Annotated in this window: 18 protein-coding genes; 10 read left to right on the top strand and 8 right to left on the bottom strand. The window is 60.9% G+C overall.

Annotated features, from left to right (window positions below):
• Positions 1 to 13: 13 nt before the first annotated feature.
• From WBK19_RS06240 to WBK19_RS06230, 3 genes are read right to left on the bottom strand one after another with little or no spacing between them, the layout of a single operon-like run.
• Positions 14 to 937, bottom strand: coding sequence for a response regulator (locus WBK19_RS06240; RefSeq protein WP_511287970.1), 924 nt, complete (start codon positions 935 to 937; stop codon positions 14 to 16).
• Complete coding sequence (locus tag WBK19_RS06235; RefSeq protein WP_511287968.1) at positions 930 to 2,837, bottom strand: CHASE domain-containing sensor histidine kinase; 1,908 nt, start codon at positions 2,835 to 2,837, stop codon at positions 930 to 932. Before WBK19_RS06235 ends, WBK19_RS06240 begins: the two co-directional genes overlap by 8 nt.
• Positions 2,834 to 4,651, bottom strand: coding sequence for an ABCB family ABC transporter ATP-binding protein/permease (locus tag WBK19_RS06230; RefSeq protein WP_511287966.1), 1,818 nt, complete (start codon positions 4,649 to 4,651; stop codon positions 2,834 to 2,836). Before WBK19_RS06230 ends, WBK19_RS06235 begins: the two co-directional genes overlap by 4 nt.
• 104 nt (positions 4,652 to 4,755) lie before the next feature.
• Between WBK19_RS06230 and WBK19_RS06225 the strand changes: the two genes are divergently transcribed.
• The 4 genes from WBK19_RS06225 to WBK19_RS06210 are packed head-to-tail and all read left to right on the top strand — an operon-like array spanning position 4,756 to position 7,721.
• Positions 4,756 to 5,169, top strand: a complete 414-nt coding sequence (locus WBK19_RS06225) for an acyl-CoA thioesterase (RefSeq protein ID WP_494648343.1) — start codon at positions 4,756 to 4,758, stop codon at positions 5,167 to 5,169.
• A 45-nt stretch (positions 5,170 to 5,214) separates the two neighbouring features.
• Positions 5,215 to 6,381: an OmpP1/FadL family transporter gene (locus tag WBK19_RS06220; protein ID WP_511287964.1), complete on the top strand. Its 1,167-nt coding sequence runs from the start codon at positions 5,215 to 5,217 to the stop codon at positions 6,379 to 6,381.
• A 21-nt stretch (positions 6,382 to 6,402) separates the two neighbouring features.
• Entirely contained in the window at positions 6,403 to 6,915 is a 513-nt protein-coding gene (locus tag WBK19_RS06215) for a DUF2802 domain-containing protein (protein WP_511287962.1), read from the top strand.
• Between the two features lie 8 nt (positions 6,916 to 6,923).
• Positions 6,924 to 7,721, top strand: coding sequence for an SPOR domain-containing protein (locus WBK19_RS06210; RefSeq protein ID WP_511287960.1), 798 nt, complete (start codon positions 6,924 to 6,926; stop codon positions 7,719 to 7,721).
• Positions 7,722 to 7,726: 5 nt separating this feature from the next.
• Here WBK19_RS06210 and WBK19_RS06205 read toward each other — a convergent pair whose 3' ends face one another.
• The 4 genes from WBK19_RS06205 to WBK19_RS06190 all read right to left on the bottom strand — a co-directional run bounded on the left by WBK19_RS06205 (position 7,727) and on the right by WBK19_RS06190 (position 9,602).
• Positions 7,727 to 8,101, bottom strand: a complete 375-nt coding sequence (locus tag WBK19_RS06205) for a hypothetical protein (RefSeq protein ID WP_511287958.1) — start codon at positions 8,099 to 8,101, stop codon at positions 7,727 to 7,729.
• 90 nt (positions 8,102 to 8,191) lie between these two features.
• Positions 8,192 to 8,734: a hypothetical protein gene (locus tag WBK19_RS06200; RefSeq protein WP_511287956.1), complete on the bottom strand. Its 543-nt coding sequence runs from the start codon at positions 8,732 to 8,734 to the stop codon at positions 8,192 to 8,194.
• Positions 8,735 to 9,157, bottom strand: a complete 423-nt coding sequence (locus tag WBK19_RS06195; protein ID WP_511287954.1) for a hypothetical protein — start codon at positions 9,155 to 9,157, stop codon at positions 8,735 to 8,737.
• Positions 9,158 to 9,275: 118 nt separating this feature from the next.
• Positions 9,276 to 9,602, bottom strand: a complete 327-nt coding sequence (locus tag WBK19_RS06190; protein WP_511287952.1) for a tetratricopeptide repeat protein — start codon at positions 9,600 to 9,602, stop codon at positions 9,276 to 9,278.
• A gap of 53 nt (positions 9,603 to 9,655) precedes the next feature.
• Here WBK19_RS06190 and ridA point away from each other — a divergent pair, with 53 nt between their 5' ends.
• A complete protein-coding gene (gene ridA / locus WBK19_RS06185) occupies positions 9,656 to 10,036 on the top strand; it encodes a deaminase RidA (RefSeq protein ID WP_511287950.1) in 381 nt (126 codons plus the stop codon).
• Positions 10,037 to 10,049: 13 nt separating this feature from the next.
• Entirely contained in the window at positions 10,050 to 12,098 is a 2,049-nt protein-coding gene (gene recG / locus WBK19_RS06180; protein ID WP_511287994.1) for an ATP-dependent DNA helicase RecG, read from the top strand.
• An 84-nt stretch (positions 12,099 to 12,182) separates the two neighbouring features.
• Here recG and WBK19_RS06175 read toward each other — a convergent pair whose 3' ends face one another.
• Entirely contained in the window at positions 12,183 to 13,040 is an 858-nt protein-coding gene (locus WBK19_RS06175) for a LysR family transcriptional regulator (RefSeq protein WP_511287948.1), read from the bottom strand.
• 100 nt (positions 13,041 to 13,140) lie between these two features.
• Between WBK19_RS06175 and WBK19_RS06170 the strand changes: the two genes are divergently transcribed.
• The 4 genes from WBK19_RS06170 to WBK19_RS06155 are packed head-to-tail and all read left to right on the top strand — an operon-like array spanning position 13,141 to position 16,676.
• Positions 13,141 to 14,343, top strand: a complete 1,203-nt coding sequence (locus WBK19_RS06170; RefSeq protein ID WP_511287946.1) for a YbfB/YjiJ family MFS transporter — start codon at positions 13,141 to 13,143, stop codon at positions 14,341 to 14,343.
• A 14-nt stretch (positions 14,344 to 14,357) separates the two neighbouring features.
• Positions 14,358 to 15,341 (top strand): acrylyl-CoA reductase (NADPH), encoded by a 984-nt coding sequence (gene acuI, locus WBK19_RS06165; RefSeq protein WP_511287944.1) that lies wholly within the window; start codon positions 14,358 to 14,360, stop codon positions 15,339 to 15,341.
• On the top strand, positions 15,341 to 15,544 hold the full coding sequence (locus tag WBK19_RS06160) for a tautomerase family protein (protein WP_226497023.1): 204 nt from the start codon (positions 15,341 to 15,343) through the stop codon (positions 15,542 to 15,544). Before acuI ends, WBK19_RS06160 begins: the two co-directional genes overlap by 1 nt.
• A 49-nt stretch (positions 15,545 to 15,593) precedes the next feature.
• Positions 15,594 to 16,676 (top strand): NADH:flavin oxidoreductase/NADH oxidase, encoded by a 1,083-nt coding sequence (locus WBK19_RS06155; protein WP_511287942.1) that lies wholly within the window; start codon positions 15,594 to 15,596, stop codon positions 16,674 to 16,676.
• Positions 16,677 to 16,861: the final 185 nt, after the last annotated feature.

Raw genomic sequence — 16,861 nt, 5'->3', positions numbered from 1 at the left:
CTTGAAATCGAAGTCATGTTTGATGCTCACCATTGTTTCCCTTGCCACTGCGAATGGTGGCGACGGCAATACTGCCGCAGCCCTCATAGGTGATGCTGCTGAAGCTCAGCATGCGGGCCATCGCAATACCGCGACCATTGGGGTCAAAGGCGCGTTCGGGGTCAATTTCGAGGTAGTTTTGCCATGAAAATCCGCTGCCTTGGTCGCAGATGCGCAGGGTGATGGCATCAGGCTGACGGCGATAGCTCAGGCGGACTTCCTTGGCCGAATTTTCCGGCAGGGCGGCACGTCGGATGATCTCTTCGTGCCAGCGATCCTCTTGTTTCAAAATGCTTTTCTCGGCATAGGCCAGGCCGAGATTGCCGTGCTCGACACCGTTGATCAGCAATTCGGAAATTCCCATAACGGCAGCTTCCGGGTTCGGGCAGGCGTGCGCGATAAAGGAGGCCAATTGGGCAGCTTCATCGACGGTTCGGATTGAAAACTCAGCGTGATCGAGAAACTGCAGCGAGTTGATGTGCTGGTGCAACTGCCGGCTGAGCGAGTTACGCGCCTCGGCATCACTCAGCGCCGCGTGAACGATGGCGAGCAGACTGTCCCGGCGGTAGGGCTTGGTCAGATAGTAGTAGGCGCCGGCCTCGAGACCTTCGCGAATCTGCTCTGGGGAGTTGGCGGCCGTCTGCATGATGACGGGAATACCGGAGAGGCGCGGGTCGCCCTTCATCCTTTTGAGTAGAGCGATGCCATCCAGCCCTGGCATCATCCGGTCAAGCAGGATAAGTTTGAAGTCGTTTTCCGGATTTTGTAGTAGTTGCCAGGCGGCTTCGCCGCTGTCTGCTGTTTGCAGGACGAAGGGATCTTCCCCTTCGAAATACTCGACCAGAATTTCCAGGTTGAGTTCTTCGTCGTCCACCAGCAAGACGCATTTCTTAGTCATGTTGTCCCGATTTTTCCATCCAGCAGTTCAATGGCAGGGTGACGACGAAACAGGCGCCTGGCCCTGGATTGTTGTGGGCTGCAATCGTACCACGGTGCTGCGCAACAATTGCCCGGCAAATAGCCAGTCCGAGTCCCGTTCCACCAGCCCCACTCTTGGTGGCACTGCTCTGTACGAACTTTTCGAAAATGTGCTCCAGCTCATCGCTTGGTATGCCAATTCCTTGATCAATGAAGCTGATGGCCAGTGCCGCTTGCGAGCCGCTGTCCTGGAAACGCCGGCCCGCCGGGAGTTTGTCATCCGATAATTCGATGCGAATGCATCCGCCTTCCGGTGAAAATTTGATGGCGTTGGAGAGCAGGTTGCAGATGACCTGGGTAATCCGGCCTTCGTCGGCGGTGAGGCGAGTGCTCGCCGCCAGGCTGCTGATATCGAGTTGCAACTTGCGATCGATCAGCAGCGATTCGAGCTGAGCCCCGACCTGCTTGACCAAGGCAAGCACGTCGAACGTTGTCGGGCGTAAGGCCATTTGCCCGGCATCCAGTTTCGAGAGATCGAGCAATTCATCGATCAGGGTGAGTAAGCGTTGCCCGCTCTGGTCGATACGCTGGAAGTACTGGGTGATTCTGGGATCGCTGGCATTCGCGGCGCGTCGGTTGCCAAGTTCGACAAAGCCGAGGATGGCATGCATTGGCGTGCGCAGCTCATGCGACATGTTGGCAAGAAACTCCGATTTGGCCTGGTTGGCGGCGCGCGCCTGCTGCAAGGCGCCATCGAGGCTGGCCGTTCGCTCGTGGACGAGTTCTTGCAAATGGTCGCGGTGATCACTCAACTCTCGTGTCAGAGAGAGTGCATAGCGTTCAGCGCGTTCGCGATGGGTGGCGAGGTGGTGAACGAGGAGCGCCAGCAGCAGGCTGCCTAGCAGTCCGCCGTAGAGGACCAGTGCCGGGGTGTCGAGCCCTTTGTTGGCATGGCTGCTCAAATAAAAGTGAAGAACCCAGTTGCGTCCGCCGAAATCGATTTCGTGATGCAGTAAAGGTGCATCGCCAATGCTGTGGCTGGGGTCCGAGTTGTAGATCAGGGTCGGGACCGAAGCCTCGGCGCTGTCTCCGGCCAGTGATTCGTCAAAGATTTGCAGCACGAAGCGGCTACCGAGGGGAAGCTTGAAGGAAGACATGAACTCGTCGAAGCGATAAGCCGTCAGGACGACGCCGGCGAAAGCCCGCTTGTTCGTGTCGAGGCGACTGGCCAAGCTGCGGTCATCGAAGATGGCGTGGACCATCTGGAAGCCCGGACGTTTTTTTCCTTTATCGGGCTGAAGTTCGATGGGTGCCGTCATCGCGATTTTGCCGGTAAGAATGGCGCGGCTGATCGCTTCGCGGCGAGTCGGCTCGGATAACAGGTCAAAACCGATCACAGATTCAAGGGCTGGCGACTCAGGAGCGATAAAGACAAGCGGCAAGAGCAGCCGGGCGTCGGTTTCAGGGAAAAATCGCAGGATTCCACGGTCAACCGGAAATTTGCCCGATTTTTGAAATGTTTCCGTGACATCGCGATGCACGGCGGGGGCATAGGCGAAGGCAAACATGCCGGTCAGGCTGCCCTCGGTTTCCATGGCCTTGGCAAAACGTCGCCACGTTGCCAGATCCTGCATCGGCGCCGCAGTGGCAAATGCCTGCAGCGAGCGGAGAAACTGGCCGTGCAGATTGAGGCGATCGCGAATCTCGGCCGTAATCGCCGCGCTTTCCTGATTGTTGGCCAGTTCCTCTGCGTGAGTCTGCAGGCGAAGCTGCCAGTGCCAAGTCGCGAGCGTCATCAAGACCAGCAGCAAAAAAGTGACGAGTGGCAACAACCAGTTGCCACGGTTACGCTTCAATGTTGCGTTAGGCTTTGCCTTCACGGCGTGATCGGCTCCATGTCGCGATCTTCCTGTTGTTGCAGCGTCCACATTCGGGCGTAAGTGCCGTCGGCGGCCAGCAGCGCGGTATGGCTGCCGCGCTCGACGATCCGCCCCTCGTTCATGACCAGGATTTCGTCGGCATTCATGACCGTAGACAATCGGTGGGCAATAACCAGCGTCGTATGGCCAATGGCGACCTGTTCCAGCTGCGTTTGTATGGCCCGTTCCGTCGCCGAGTCGAGAGCCGACGTAGCTTCGTCGAAGATCAGGATGGGCGGATTCTTGAGGAGCGCTCGGGCAATGGCGACGCGCTGCTTCTCGCCGCCAGACAGCTTCAGGCCACGCTCGCCGACACGGGTTTCGTACTTGAGCGGCAAGGATTCAATGAAGTCGTGCAACTGGGCGGCCCGCGCTGCGGCGAAAACCTCTTCGCGACTGGCTTCCGGGCGGCCGTAGTTGATGTTGTAGAAAATGGTGTCGTTGAACAACACGGTGTCCTGCGGCACGATGCCTATGGCGGCACGCAGGCTGGTTTGTTTCAATGCCCGTAGATCGTGGCCGTTGATCTGGACGGCGCCGCCCGTGACGTCATAGAAACGATAAAGCAGCCGTGACAGCGTCGACTTGCCGGCCCCGGAATGACCGACGACGGCCACCGTCTTGCCGGGCGGAATGGCGAAACTGAGGTTTTTCAGGATCTGCCGGTTTGGCTCGTAGGCGAACTCGACGGCGTCGAAATTGACCTGCAGGGGGCCGCTGGGCAGCTCGCGGGCATCAGGTGCATCGGCGATTTCGCGGTTCTCGTTGAGCAGCTTGAACATCCGTTCGATATCGGTCAGCGCCTGGCGAATTTCACGGTAAACGATGCCCAGGAAATTCAGCGGCATGTAGAGCTGGATCAGGAAGGCGTTGACCAGTACGAGGTCGCCGATGGTCATCCGGCCATCGACCACGCCGCTCGCGGCGCGCCACATCATGGCCGTGACGCCCAGTGCAATGATCGCCTGCTGACCGAGATTGAGGAAAGCCAGCGTCGTCTGGCTGCGCGTTGCCGCCTCTTCCCATTTGATCAGTTGCTCGTCGTAACGGCGGGCTTCCCAGGCTTCGTTGTTGAAATACTTGACCGTCTCATAGTTGAGCAGGCTATCGACCGCGCGCGTGTTGGCCGCCGAGTCGTTTTCATTGACGGCGCGGCGGATGTCGATGCGCCAGTTGCTGACCTTGATGGTGAACACGACGTAGGCGAGCAGCGAGATCATCGTGATGACGACATAACCCATGTCGTACTTGACGAACAGGATGCCGAGGACGAGCCCGATTTCGACCAGCGTCGGCAGGATTGAATAGAGCGTGTAGGAAATTAGGCTGGAAATCGAACGGCTGCCGCGTTCGATGTCGCGCGACACGCCACCGGTCTGCCGCTCGAGATGGAAACGCAGCGACAACGCGTGCAGATGGCGGAAGACTTCCAGCGACACCTGCCGGACAGCGCGTTGCGTGACCCGGGCGAAGAGGATTTCGCGCAGTTCCTGAAACAGCGAGGTGGAAAAGCGCAGCGTGCCGTAAAGGACGAGCAGCAGAATCGGCAAGGCAAGCAGTTGCTCGCCGCCCGACAGCCCGTCGATCATCTCCTTGAAAACCAGCGGCACGCCGACATTGGCCACCTTGGCGCTGATCAGGCAAGCCATCGCGGCAAGAACGCGCAGACGGTATTGCCAAAGGTAGGGGAACAGCGTGCGCAAGGTCAGCCACACATGGGTTTCCGGCAGAGGTTGCCCGGCGGGCGGTTTGGGAAGGGCGGTGCTACGGCGCATGGCGGGGCCTGACGGAGATTGGCGGGTGAGGTGACTTCTGCGAGTATATGAAAACTGCCCGCTTTCCGGGAAAATCCTGACATACATAGCGTTTTGGATAACTAATGGCCCTCGACCAAATCACCCTTCCCGGCAAGCACTCCACGTTACGCGTCGTGCCCATGCCAGCGGATCTTAATCAGAACGGCGACGTCTTCGGTGGCTGGGTCATGGCCCAGGTTGACGTGGCTGGTGCCATTCCCGCCATGCGCCGGGCACGTGGCCGGGTGGCTACCGTTTCGGTCAATTCCTTCCTGTTCAAACAGCCCGTTTCAGTCGGCGACATCGTCAGCCTCTACGCCGATATCGTGCGTGTCGGCACGACATCGATCACGGTAAAGGTCGAGGTCTATGCCGAACGCAATTACGCCGCGCCCATCATCGTCAAGGTCACCGAAGCCGAACTGACTTACGTGGCCATTGATGGCGACGGAATGAAGCGCAAGGTTCCGCCCGAAAACTTGCCGAAAATGGATTAAAATCCGTCAGTTATCCAATTACCCCTCCTGTTAGGGAGCAAGCCAATGAATAAAATGACCCTGCGTATCGTTCCGGCCCTGTTGCTGGTTGCGTTTTCCAGCGCCGCTTCGGCCGCTGCTTTCCAGCTTCTGGAACAAAATGCCAGCGGTCTGGGCAACGCCTACGCCGGCTCGGCTGCGGTTGCCGACAATGCCAGTACTATTTTCTACAATCCGGCTGGCATGACGCAGTTGGGCAATGGGATCCAGCTTTCGGCCGGTGTGGCAGGTGTCGGCCCGAGCTATGAATACCGCGATCAGTTCGGCGTAAAGTCGGGGGGTGACGCTGGCGGCTGGGCTGCCGTACCCAATGCCTACCTCTCGGGGCAGCTGACCAAAGACCTGTTCCTTGGCTTGGGTATTTCGGCGCCGTTCGGGTTGGCCACGGAATATGACAGCAACTGGGCAGGCAAGTCGCTGGCAATCAAGTCGGAAATTACGACAATCAACATCAATCCTTCCCTGGCCTATCGCGTCAGTGACAAGGTGTCGCTTGGCTTTGGACTGAACTACCAGAGCATCGAAGGTGAGTTGACGCGGAATCCTGGGGCGCTGGTTACCCTCAAGGCCGACGATACCTCTTGGGGCTGGAATGCCGGTGCATTGTTCACCCTGTCACCCGCCATGCGAGTTGGCATTTCCTACCGTTCCGCAGTCAAGCACAAGCTTGAAGGTACGGTAAACGGCGCGTTGCCGGTCAATGCTGACGTCAAGTTGCCTGATACTTTCATCCTTTCGGTCTGGCAGCAGGTATCGGATCGCTGGGAGGCAATGGGCGATCTCTCCTACACCCGCTGGAGTTCAATGAAGGCGCTGAATGTCATGAGCAGCGCCAGCGGAGCGCTGGTGAGCAGCGAAACGTTCAACTACGAAAACTCTTGGCGTTTTGCCTGGGGTGCCGGCTACAAGGCAACCGATAAAGCCAAGCTGAAGTTTGGCATCGCCTTCGACCGCACGCCGGTTCGTGACGAATATCGCTCGCCCCGCGTGCCGGACAACAATCGTCTGTGGTTGTCACTCGGCGGCCAGTGGAATGCGGGGACCGTCGGAAAGTTCGATCTCGGCTACACCTACCTTTATGTTATCGATCCGACTATTTCCCAAGGGGCGGTGCAGGGCAAGTACGACGCCAGTGCCCATATCGTCGGCGTGCAGTACTCGGTGGGTTTCTAAGCTGTCGCGGCCGAGGCCAAATTGCCGGCGCTTGAACTGGGTGGCATGACGCTGGGGCTGCGCGAAGGCGTGATTGGTTTGATCGCGCTGGTCGCGGCCTACATGCTGTTCGTCTTGCTGCGCATGCTCCTGCTGCGCAATCGCCAGGCGGTTAAAGAAAAAGTAGTTCCCTCGGTCATGCCTGGCGAAGAAGCGGATGAGAAGCAGTCTGATGCTTCCGCCGATGTCGACGACAGCTGGGCGCAGGCCTCGGCGGGCCTGGCTGGAGATGCATTGCGCAGCGGTCTTGAGCAGGAACTGGCCCAGATGCGCGACGAAGTCGACGCCATTCGCGGCGAACTGGCCGCCTTGCGCCAGGACATGCATCAAGAGCTGGCCCATCTGCGCGCTGGCCAGACGGTTTCCCCCATTTATGGTGACGCGATGCAGATGGCTGTTTCGGGTTACGATCCGGCGGCGATCGCCGAACGCTGCGGTATCGCCCGCGCCGAGGCCGAACTGGTCGTGGCGCTGGCCAAAAGTCAGGAACGTTGAGGGTGGCAATGGCAGAAGAACCGGAAGTTTCCGAAAGCGAAGCAGGGGCCGGCGAGATTCGCAGCAAACTGCTTGCTCGCCTGGCCGTGGCCGGCGTGCTGGTCGCTGCTTTGCTCGGCGTGCTGGCATTCTTTGATTATTTGGCAACGGCGCCGGACGAATCGGAAGAGCAGGTATTCACCCAGCCCGTCCCGGTTGCACCGAAGAAAGAAGCATCGCAGCCAGTGACACCGGCAGAAAACCTGCCCGCGCCGCCGGAGCCCGAAAAGGCAGAGGCTCCTGTCGAGCCGCCTCCGCCGCCGCAGGTCGAAACGCATCAGCCAGCCGTGGTCGAGGCCAAGCCGGAGGCGGTTGTCGAAAAACGGCCAAAATTGCCGTTGACCGTGGAAGCGACCAAAAAGCCGCAAGCACCATCGCCGGCCGCTGTTCCAGTGCCTGCTCCGGTGCCGGAGGCGACTACGGCACCATCCAATATCCTGCCGCCACCACGCGCCGCAGTTCAGACTGAGCCAGCGCCGCCCAAGCCTGCTGCACGGATCGTTGATGTCCGCCCTGCACCGGCAGTTACGCCGCCGGCCGTGTCTCGACTGTTTTCTGGATTCCTCTTGCAGGCCGGTGTTTTCTCGAGCGTCCAGCGAGCCGAGGAGCTGCACGCCCGGCTAACCCTGAGCGGCGTTCCATCGACGCTGGAAACCCGCGTTCAGGTTGGGCCGTTCAAGACCCGGCAAGAGGCCGAGGCGGCACAGGCCAAGCTCAAGGAACTGGGCGTCGAGACCATCCTCGTTCCGCCCAAGGGTAAAAACTAACCCGTTCAGGGCATGCCCGGCAGGCGCGGCAAGCCGAGACTACGCCGGACGTCGCGGTGCAACTGGAGCGGTGGCGGCAGCGGCGCAGCCTGGCGACGCGGCTCCTCATAACGACGGTCATCGTAATAGCGGCCACCGCGATCATCGTAATAGCGGCCACCGCGATCATCGTAATACCTGCCACCACGGTCGTCGTAGTACCGAGATCCGGAGTTGTAGTAAATGGTTCCGCTTGGTTGGCCATAGCCCGGATATGTTTCGACATACGCCGGCGGTGGCCGGTGATAGCCCGCCGGGTAAGGTGCCACTGCGCAGGCACCCAGGCTGCCGATCAGTGCGGTAGCGAGGCCAAGGCGAAGAAGCATTTGTTTGAGGCTCATTGGGGAATGTGTCCGGTGGTTATGTAAGCAATTAACGCGGACGGTCCTCGCCCGGCATACACGGATGCCGGGCTAGTTTGTAACAAATCGTTAGAGGTTCAACAGGGCGATTGCCCTGAGGCCTTGCGAGATATTGCTACGGGTTGCCGCTTCGACAGCCATTCGTAACCGGGTTACACCAACGAAGGCATCGCTCATGGTGGCGGTTCCGCTTGATTTTACCGATTTGCGCATGGCTACGGAGCGATCAGACATTTTGGTCAGAGTCCAGGCGGTTTCAAGCTCAACGGTAAATGTGCCGCCAAACAATGGTTTCGTCAGACTGGTGACGCTTACGCCAAGCTCGTAGTCGCCATCGCTACCCTTGACGATGGTATTGAACAGCTTGCTCTTGACGACGGCTTCTTCAATGGCTGCTTTAAGGTCCTCGTCTGCAATATTGCTGCTGTCCATAGCGCCGGTTTGAGCGCCTCCGCCGGTCTGGACCTTCAGGCTATAAGGGAAATGCTTGCTGACTGTCAGATCTGTCGGCGTCATCGCCGTGCGGTCAGCTGGCGAGGCGCATCCACCCAGGACCAGCGAGATTGCTGCGATGGCTAGCCAGTTCAGGGGGCGGTTTGCTACGGTTTTCATTTACTTTGCTCCCTTGTAAATGTTTTCTACGACCTCATTGACCATTTCCTTCGGTGACAGGCGGGTGAGCGAGGTGTGGAATGAGTTACCGGTGGCCAATGGGAAATCGGTTTTCGGGTCGCGAATCGTGACGGTCAGCTCAAGCATGTACATGGTGATATCCCACATCCATTTGTCGATGTAGGTGACAACAGCATCGACGTTGCCGGCAGGGTCGCCTGTTCCGGTGGTGACGGTGACACCCTTGGTGCGGAGTTTGTCGGCGATCAGGTTATAAGTGTTGTCGTCATCGGCCACTTTCTTGACGTACATCGTCTTGAGCGAGGAGAGATTGGTCGATGGATCGACGCTGCCGGTAGCACGGTTGACCGCGCAGCCCGTGCTAAGCGTAACGACAAGTCCAAGCAAGGCCAGCAGTTTCATGGCTTTTCTCATATACAACCCCCTGATATTGATGAAAGAGGGCGATATTATGCCAAGAGGAAATGCTGATGGTTGATCTAGAGCAGGTCTTGAATGATTTTGTTTCAACAGCTAGAGGCTATTCGGCCAACGCTGTCCGAATGCGTCGGGCAAAAACGGTCATCTCCTTCGCAGCCTGAATGTCGCCCTTCGTTTCGGCGACGACGATGCCGCGTTCGTAGGCGGCCAGGGCTGCGGGATGGTCGCCGGCTTCGGCCAAGGCCTTGCCCAGGGCTTTCCAGGCGGCTGAGTAGTTGGCGTCGCGGTCTACGGCATGCTGGAAGCAATCGGCGGCCTTGGCCGGATCGCCGGCCTTGAGGTATTCGTTGCCGAGCGAGAAGCGGAGCAGGGCGCCGTCGCGCGGGCCGTCGAGCATTTTTTCCAGGGATTCGATACGTGGGTTCATGGGCTACCAAGGCTAAAATAGGGTTTTGCAATCTGGATACAGGAAGCTTACTCATGGTCAAGACCATCATCGCCACCCCGAACGCCCCGGCTGCCATCGGCACCTATTCGCAAGCCGTGCGCGTCGGCGACACCGTTTACATGTCCGGGCAGATCGGGCTCGATCCGGCTTCCATGCAAATGGTAGACGGGATCGACGCGCAAATCGTTCGCGTTTTCGACAATCTGAAGGCGGTCGCCGAAGCTGCCGGGGGTTCGCTGGCCGATGTGGTCAAGCTCAACGTCTTCCTGACTGATCTGGCCAACTTCGCCAAAGTTAATGAAACGATGGCCAAGTACTTCAGCGAGCCGTTCCCGGCACGGGCTGCTGTTGGCGTCAAGGAACTGCCGCGCGGGGCGCTGGTCGAGGCCGATGCAGTGATGTTCATCGGCTAATCAAGGCCCGATGATGATAGCGGGGGCGCCAGCCCCGGCTTCTCCGCCCATTCGCGCCTCCGAGGCGTTGCAGAAGAAGCTCGCCAAGATCGGCCTCCATAGCGAGGCCGATTTGCTGGTCCATCTGCCGCTGCGCTACGAGGACGAAACGCGCATCACGCCGGTCAATCGTGCTTTCGGGAACGAGCCGGTGCAGGTCGAGGTCGTCGTCCAGAGCAACGAAATCCAGTTCCGGCCGCGCCGGCAGATGATCGTCCGGGCCGCCGATGAGAGCGGCGAGATCACGCTGCGCTTTTTCAGTTTTTATCCCAATCAGCAGGCGGCGCTGAGCGAAGGTTCGCGCATCCGGGCTTTCGGCGAAGTGCGCGGCGGCTTCTTTGGCGCCGAGATGGTGCACCCGCGTTTTCGCAAGGTCGGTGACAACGAGCCGCTGCCTGCGGAATTGACGCCGATTTACCCGACGACCGCCGGATTGGCCAATTCGGCGCTGCAAAAGCTGATCGGCAAGGCGCTGGCCGTTGGCGATCTGTCCGAAACGCTGCCCGAAGAACTGCGCCAGCGCCTGAAATTGCCAGGGCTGGCGCGCAGTCTGCGGTTTTTGCACACGCCGCCACCCGGCACCGATCTCGATACGCTGCACGCGCGCAATCATCCGGCCTGGCGGCGCGTGAAATTCGACGAGGTGCTGGCCCAGCAACTGTCGCTGCGCCGCGCTTATCTGGCCCGTCGCGAGCAGGGCGCGCCGGTGCTCGTGGCGCGGGATGATCTTGGGGCGCGGCTGCTCGACCAACTGCCGTTTGGTCTGACCGGCGCGCAATTGCGGGCAATGGCCGAAATTGCCGACGACCTCGCCCAGCCTTATCCGATGCAACGCCTGCTGCAGGGCGATGTCGGTGCCGGCAAAACCATCGTCGCCGCCTTGGCGGCGTGTCAGGCCATCTCGGCCGGTTGGCAGGCAGCTTTCATGGCGCCGACGGAAATCCTTGCCGAGCAGCACTATCTGAAATTGAAGGACTGGCTGGAACCGTTGGGCATACGTGTCGCGTGGTTGTCCGGCAGCCTGAAAACCAAGGCCAAGCGCGAGCAGCTGGCGGCGACGGCGGCCGAGGCGCAACTGGTCGTCGGCACCCACGCGCTGATTCAGGACGGTGTCGATTTCGCCAAACTGGGGCTGGCCATTGTCGATGAACAGCACCGTTTCGGCGTCGCCCAACGGCTGGCCTTGCGCAATAAGGGCGACAACCCGCATCAGCTCATGATGTCGGCGACGCCCATCCCGCGCACGCTGGCCATGAGTTATTACGCCGATCTCGACGTGACGGTACTCGACGAGTTGCCGCCGGGCCGGACGCCGATCAAGACGCGTCTTGTCGCCGACAACCGGCGCGACGACGTGGTCGGCTTTGTCAGGAAAGCGGTCGAGGAGGGCCGGCAGGCTTATTGGGTTTGCCCGCTGATCGAGGAATCAGAGGCGCTGCAGTTGCAGACGGCGCAGGAAACCTATGATTTCCTTTTTGAGCAATTTCCCGGGTTGACCGTGGGATTGGTGCATGGCCGCCTCAAGGCTGACGAAAAACAGGCGGTGATGGCCGCCTTCGCCGCTGGCGAGATCGACGTGCTGGTGGCGACGACGGTCATCGAAGTCGGCGTCGATGTGCCGAATGCCAGCCTCATGGTCATCGAACACGCCGAACGTTTTGGTTTGTCGCAGTTGCACCAGTTGCGTGGGCGGGTCGGACGCGGCAAGTACGAATCAAGCTGCGTGCTGATCTACGCCGGGCCGCTTGGCGAGATTGCCCGCCAGCGGTTGAAGATCATTTTTGAGAATACCGACGGCTTCGAGATCGCCCGGCAGGATCTGCAGATTCGCGGCCCCGGTGAATTCGTCGGGGCCCGGCAGAGCGGCGTGCCGCTGTTGCGTTACGCCGATCTGGAAATGGATGCCGATCTGGTCGAAATGGCGCGCGACGTGGCAGAGGAAATGCTGACCGAACACCTTGAGTTGGCTGAGCGCCACCTCAAACGCTGGCTCGGTTCGCGGGAAGAGCTGCTTAAGTCTTAGCTGGCCGTCACTCCCGCGAACGCGGGGGTCCAGAAGATCGACGAGCTGGATTCCCGCCTGCGCGGGAATGACGGCGGCAAATAATCAGCGTTTCCTGTTCGCCGAAGCGGTAATCCCGTCGCTCAACGTCTTGAGCGCCGCCATCGCCCGCGCTTCACGCAGGTAGATCATGCCGGTCGGTACCAGGCTGAATTCGTCCGGCACCGTTTCAATGACCAGATCGGCCGCGTGGCTCGATTGTTCGACGACGCGGCGTGGCATCAACGTCCAGCCGAGGCCGACTGCTATGCAGCCGAGGATGCCTTCGAGCGTGCCGAATTCCATCGCGTCGGAAACGGCGTGGCCCTGAGCGCGCTGCCAGGCGACGGCGCGGGTGCGGTAGGCGCAGCCTTCGCGGAAAAGGATGAGCGGCAGCAGCACCGGGTCGGTGCCGGCGGCGTGCACCTGAACCAGCTCTTCAATGACCAGTTCGTCGAACTGCAGGTCGGGGTGGATGACCGGGCCGGCGACAAAGGCGCAGTCGAGCTTGTGGTCGAGTATCTTTTCAGTCAGCCTGCTCGTGGTGTCGGTCGTGACGCGCAGTTCGAGGCCGGGGTGTCCAGCCCGCACCGCTTTCAGGGCGCTCGGCAGGTGCAGGGCGGCGAAGGTTTCCATGGCACCGATGCGCAGTTCGCCGGCGCTTTCGCCAACCTGGCGGACGGCGCTGGCCGTCTGGCGTTCGAGCATGAGCATCCGGCGCGCGTAGTCGAGCAATACCTTGCCCGACGGTGCGAGCTCGAGGCCGCGGCCCTTGCGGAAGAACAGTTCGGCGCCGAGTTCTTCTTCGAGCCGCCGGATGCGGCCGGTGACGTTGGATTGGACTGTGTTCAGCTTGCGCGAGGCGGCAAGGATGCCGCCTTCTTCGACGACGGCCTGAAAGGTGCGGAGAGCGACGAGTTCCATGGTGTATCTCTAAATAAGAATGGTTCGTTCAAAACAAATCATTTGAATTGATACTTTACTCTGTTTATTGTTCAGGTATCAATAACAAAGGGAACATCCCATGAACTCACAGAGAGAACGCTTCAAGGTGCTGGGCGCCGGGATATTCAGCCTGCTGCTGACCTTCGGCGTCGCCCGTTTTGCCTACACGCCGCTGTTGCCGATCATGCAGCAACAGGCCGGGCTTGGCCTGGCTGAAGCCGGCTGGCTGGCAGCATTCAATTACGCCGGCTACCTGAGCGGGGCGCTGATAGCCTCATTGATCAGCGATCTGGTGCTGAAGGATCGGCTGTACCGAATCGGCACGGTGGTCGCCATCCTGAGCACGATCATGATGGGGCTGACCGCCGATCCATGGCTGTGGATGGCTTCGCGCTTCATCGCCGGGCTTTCCAGCGCGGCCGGCATGCTGCTCGGCACCGGGCTGATCCTCAACTGGCTGATCCGCCATAACCACCGGCCGGAACTGGGCATCCATTTCGGCGGCATCGGGCTCGGCATCGCCGGCTGTTCGATTGCCGTGTGGCTGACCAACGGCTGGCTGGACTGGCGCGAACAGTGGTTCGCCTTTTCGGCCATTGCCTGCCTGCTCATCGTGCCGGCGCTGGCCTGGTTGCCGGCGCCTGATACCAGCACGGTGACCAAGAGCGGTGCGCCGATGCACGACAACCCGCCGAGCACGCTGTTCCTGCGCATCTTCATGGCGGCGTATTTTTGCGCCGGTTTCGGTTACGTCATCAGCGCCACCTTCATCGTCGCCATCGTCGATGGCTTGCCAGGGCTGGCCGGGCAGGGGGCGCTCGCCTTCCTGGCCATCGGTCTGGCGGCGACGCCGGCCGCCTTCAACTGGGACCTGATCGCGCGCTATACGGGCGACATCAATGCACTGATCCTTGCTGCAGTGCTGCAGATCGTCGGCATCATCATGCCGGTGGCGGTGGGCGGGCTCTACGCCACCCTGTTCGGCGCGCTGCTTTTTGGCGGAACCTTCATCGGCATGGTCAGTCTGGTGCTGACCATGGCCGGGCGCTATTACCCGACCAAGCCGGCCAAAATGATGGGCAAGATGACGCTTTCCTACGGCGTCGCGCAGATCATCGGCCCGGCCATCGTCGGCTGGCTGGCGACACGGCTCGGCAACTATTCTATCGGCCTGACCATCGCCGCCGGGGTCATGGTGGTTGGCGTAGTGCTCTTGGTTATACTGAAATTTGTCGAAAAGCGGGACGCCACGCTGGCGCTTCAACCCGGCTTGCAGCACTGAAACGGAGACGAGACATGTTCAAGGGAATTCTGATCGAGAAGGACGACGCCGGTTACCGGGCGTCCGTGCAGGACATAGCCGAAAGCCAGTTGCCGGAAGGCGACGTGACGGTGCGCGTGGCGATGTCGTCGCTCAACTACAAGGACGGGCTGGCGATTACCGGCAAGGGTCCGGTGGTGCGCAAGTTCCCGATGGTGCCGGGCATCGATATTGCCGGCACGGTCGAAAGCAGCAGCCACCCTGACTACAAGGCTGGCGACCGCGTCGTGCTCAACGGCTGGGGCGTCGGTGAAACGCACTGGGGCGGGCTGGCCCAGAAGGCGCGGCTCAAGGGCGACTGGCTGGTGCCGCTGCCGGCGGCGTTTTCCGAAAAGCAGGCTGTTTCCATTGGCACCGCCGGCTACACCGCGATGTTGTGCGTGCTGGCGCTGGAGCGGCAGGGCGTCAAGCCGGCGGATGGCGAGATCGTTGTCACCGGCGCGGCCGGCGGGGTGGGCAGCGTGGCGATTGCCGTGCTGGCCAAGCTCGGCTACACGGTCGTTGCGGTCAGCGGGCGGCCGGAAGAAACGGATTACCTCAAGCAACTCGGCGCAGCGGAAGTGCTCGACCGGGCGGCTTTTTCCAGCCCTGGCAAGCCGCTTGGCAAGGAACGCTGGGCCGGGGCGGTCGATGTCGTTGGCTCGCACACGCTGGCCAACATCTGCGCCACGGCCAAATATCGCGGTGTCGTCACCGCCTGCGGCCTGGCTGGCGGCATGGATTTCCCGTCGTCGGTGGCGCCCTTCATCCTGCGCGGCGTGACGCTGGTCGGTATCGACAGCGTGATGTGTCCGCGGCCGGAGCGGTTGGTCGCATGGCAGCGGTTGGCGACTGATCTCGATGTCGGCAAACTCGGCCTGATTGCGCACGAAGTCTCGCTGGCCGAAGCCATCCCGACGGCAGCGCAACTGATGGACGGCAAGGTGCGCGGTCGTGTCGTCGTGGACGTGAATCGCTGATGCCCTACGTCAATATCAAGATCACCCGCGAAGGGGCGACGCCGGAGCAGAAGGCGCGCCTGATCGCCGGAGCGACGCAACTGCTCGTCGATGTGCTGGGCAAGAACCCGAAAACGACGGTCGTCGTCATCGATGAAGTCGATACCGACAACTGGGGCGTGGCGGGCGAGTCGATCACCGTCCGCCGGGCGCGCGGCGAGTAGGCGAGCACATTCCCACGGTCAACCGGAAAAATCTTCAAAAATTGAAATCATGAGCCACCTCTTCGAACCCCTCAAACTGCGCGACATCACCCTCAAGAACCGCATCGGTATCCCGCCGATGTGCCAGTACTCGGCCAAGGACGGCATGGCCGGCGAATGGCATTTCATCCACTACGGCAGCCGCGCCATCGGCGGTGCCGGGCTCATGATCCTCGAAGCGACGGCGGTCACGGCGGCCGGCCGGATCAGCCCGGGCGACCTTGGCCTGTGGAACGAAGAGCAGATCGCGCCGCTGGCCAAGATCGCCCGTCTGGCCCGTGAAAACGGCTGCGTGCCGGCGATCCAGCTCGCCCACGCCGGGCGCAAGGCCAGTGTCGGGCTGGGTTGGGGCGAACAGCGGACCTTGCGCGCCGATGAAGGCGGCTGGCAGGCGGTGGCGCCGTCGGCCGTGTCGTTCGGCGAGGGCTATGCCCAGCCGCATGAACTGAGCCTCGCCGAGATTGGCGAGGTCGTTTCGGCCTTCGTTGCGGCCGCCAAGCGGGCTATCGTGGCTGGCTTTCAGGCCATCGAACTGCACGCGGCCCACGGCTATCTGCTGCACCAGTTCCTGTCACCGCTGTCGAACCAGCGCACCGACGCCTACGGCGGCAGTTTCGACAACCGCAGCCGCCTGCTGCGCGAGGTCGTCACTGCCGTGCGCGCCGTGTGGCCGGACAAGCTGCCGCTGCTCATCCGCCTGTCGGCCACCGACTGGGTCGAAGGCGGCTGGACGGCCGACGAAACGGTCGAGCTATGCCGCGGCCTCAAGGCGCTTGGCGTCGATCTGGCCGATATCTCGACCGCTGGCCTAGTGCCGACCGCAAAGATTCCCGCCGGCCCCGGCTTCCAGACCGAATTCGCCGCCCGCGTCCGTAACGAAGCCGGTTTGCCGACGGCCGCTGTTGGCCTGATCACCTCGGCCGTGCAGGCAGACCACATCGTGCGCAGCGGTCAGGCCGACATGGTGCTGATCGGCCGCGAAATCCTGCGCAATCCGTACTGGCCCTTGCAGGCTGCGCAGGAGCTGCGGCAGGTCGGCGTCTGGCCCAATCAATATCTGCGCGCGGCGCCGAGCGGGTCAGTCGGCCGCTGATTTTTCCAGCTGCAAAAGACAAGGCCCGGTGTCGTCCTCCGGGCCTTGTTGCGTTGCACAAAAAATTTTCAATCAGTCGGGAACTTTTGCCACGAGCCTTGTCTTACAGCCTGTTTTGCAAACTGACCCAACCCAAACAGAGGCTATAAAAATGGACGAACTTTCTTACGTCGGCATTACTTTCA

The sequence above is a fragment of the Azonexus sp. genome, from assembly GCF_049652925.1.
GTDB lineage: Bacteria > Pseudomonadota > Gammaproteobacteria > Burkholderiales > Rhodocyclaceae > Azonexus.
Note: the sequence above shows the minus strand (reverse complement) of the source record. Positions and strands in the feature narration are given on the sequence as shown.

Bases quoted from the DNA above. Each gene is read 5' to 3' on its own strand.
- WBK19_RS06220 (WP_511287964.1), top strand. From the start codon at position 5,215: ATGAATAAAATGACCCTGCGTATCGTTCCGGCCCTGTTGCTGGTTGCG.
- recG (WP_511287994.1), top strand. From the start codon at position 10,050: ATGATAGCGGGGGCGCCAGCCCCGGCTTCTCCGCCCATTCGCGCCTCC.
- WBK19_RS06230 (WP_511287966.1), bottom strand. From the start codon at position 4,651: ATGCGCCGTAGCACCGCCCTTCCCAAACCGCCCGCCGGGCAACCTCTG.
- ridA (WP_511287950.1), top strand. From the start codon at position 9,656: ATGGTCAAGACCATCATCGCCACCCCGAACGCCCCGGCTGCCATCGGC.
- WBK19_RS06170 (WP_511287946.1), top strand. From the start codon at position 13,141: ATGAACTCACAGAGAGAACGCTTCAAGGTGCTGGGCGCCGGGATATTC.
- WBK19_RS06160 (WP_226497023.1), top strand. From the start codon at position 15,341: ATGCCCTACGTCAATATCAAGATCACCCGCGAAGGGGCGACGCCGGAG.
- WBK19_RS06195 (WP_511287954.1), bottom strand. From the start codon at position 9,157: ATGAAACTGCTGGCCTTGCTTGGACTTGTCGTTACGCTTAGCACGGGC.
- acuI (WP_511287944.1), top strand. From the start codon at position 14,358: ATGTTCAAGGGAATTCTGATCGAGAAGGACGACGCCGGTTACCGGGCG.
- WBK19_RS06190 (WP_511287952.1), bottom strand. From the start codon at position 9,602: ATGAACCCACGTATCGAATCCCTGGAAAAAATGCTCGACGGCCCGCGC.
- WBK19_RS06205 (WP_511287958.1), bottom strand. From the start codon at position 8,101: ATGAGCCTCAAACAAATGCTTCTTCGCCTTGGCCTCGCTACCGCACTG.
- WBK19_RS06240 (WP_511287970.1), bottom strand. From the start codon at position 937: ATGACTAAGAAATGCGTCTTGCTGGTGGACGACGAAGAACTCAACCTG.
- WBK19_RS06210 (WP_511287960.1), top strand. From the start codon at position 6,924: ATGGCAGAAGAACCGGAAGTTTCCGAAAGCGAAGCAGGGGCCGGCGAG.
- WBK19_RS06225 (WP_494648343.1), top strand. From the start codon at position 4,756: ATGGCCCTCGACCAAATCACCCTTCCCGGCAAGCACTCCACGTTACGC.
- WBK19_RS06200 (WP_511287956.1), bottom strand. From the start codon at position 8,734: ATGAAAACCGTAGCAAACCGCCCCCTGAACTGGCTAGCCATCGCAGCA.
- WBK19_RS06175 (WP_511287948.1), bottom strand. From the start codon at position 13,040: ATGGAACTCGTCGCTCTCCGCACCTTTCAGGCCGTCGTCGAAGAAGGC.
- WBK19_RS06155 (WP_511287942.1), top strand. From the start codon at position 15,594: ATGAGCCACCTCTTCGAACCCCTCAAACTGCGCGACATCACCCTCAAG.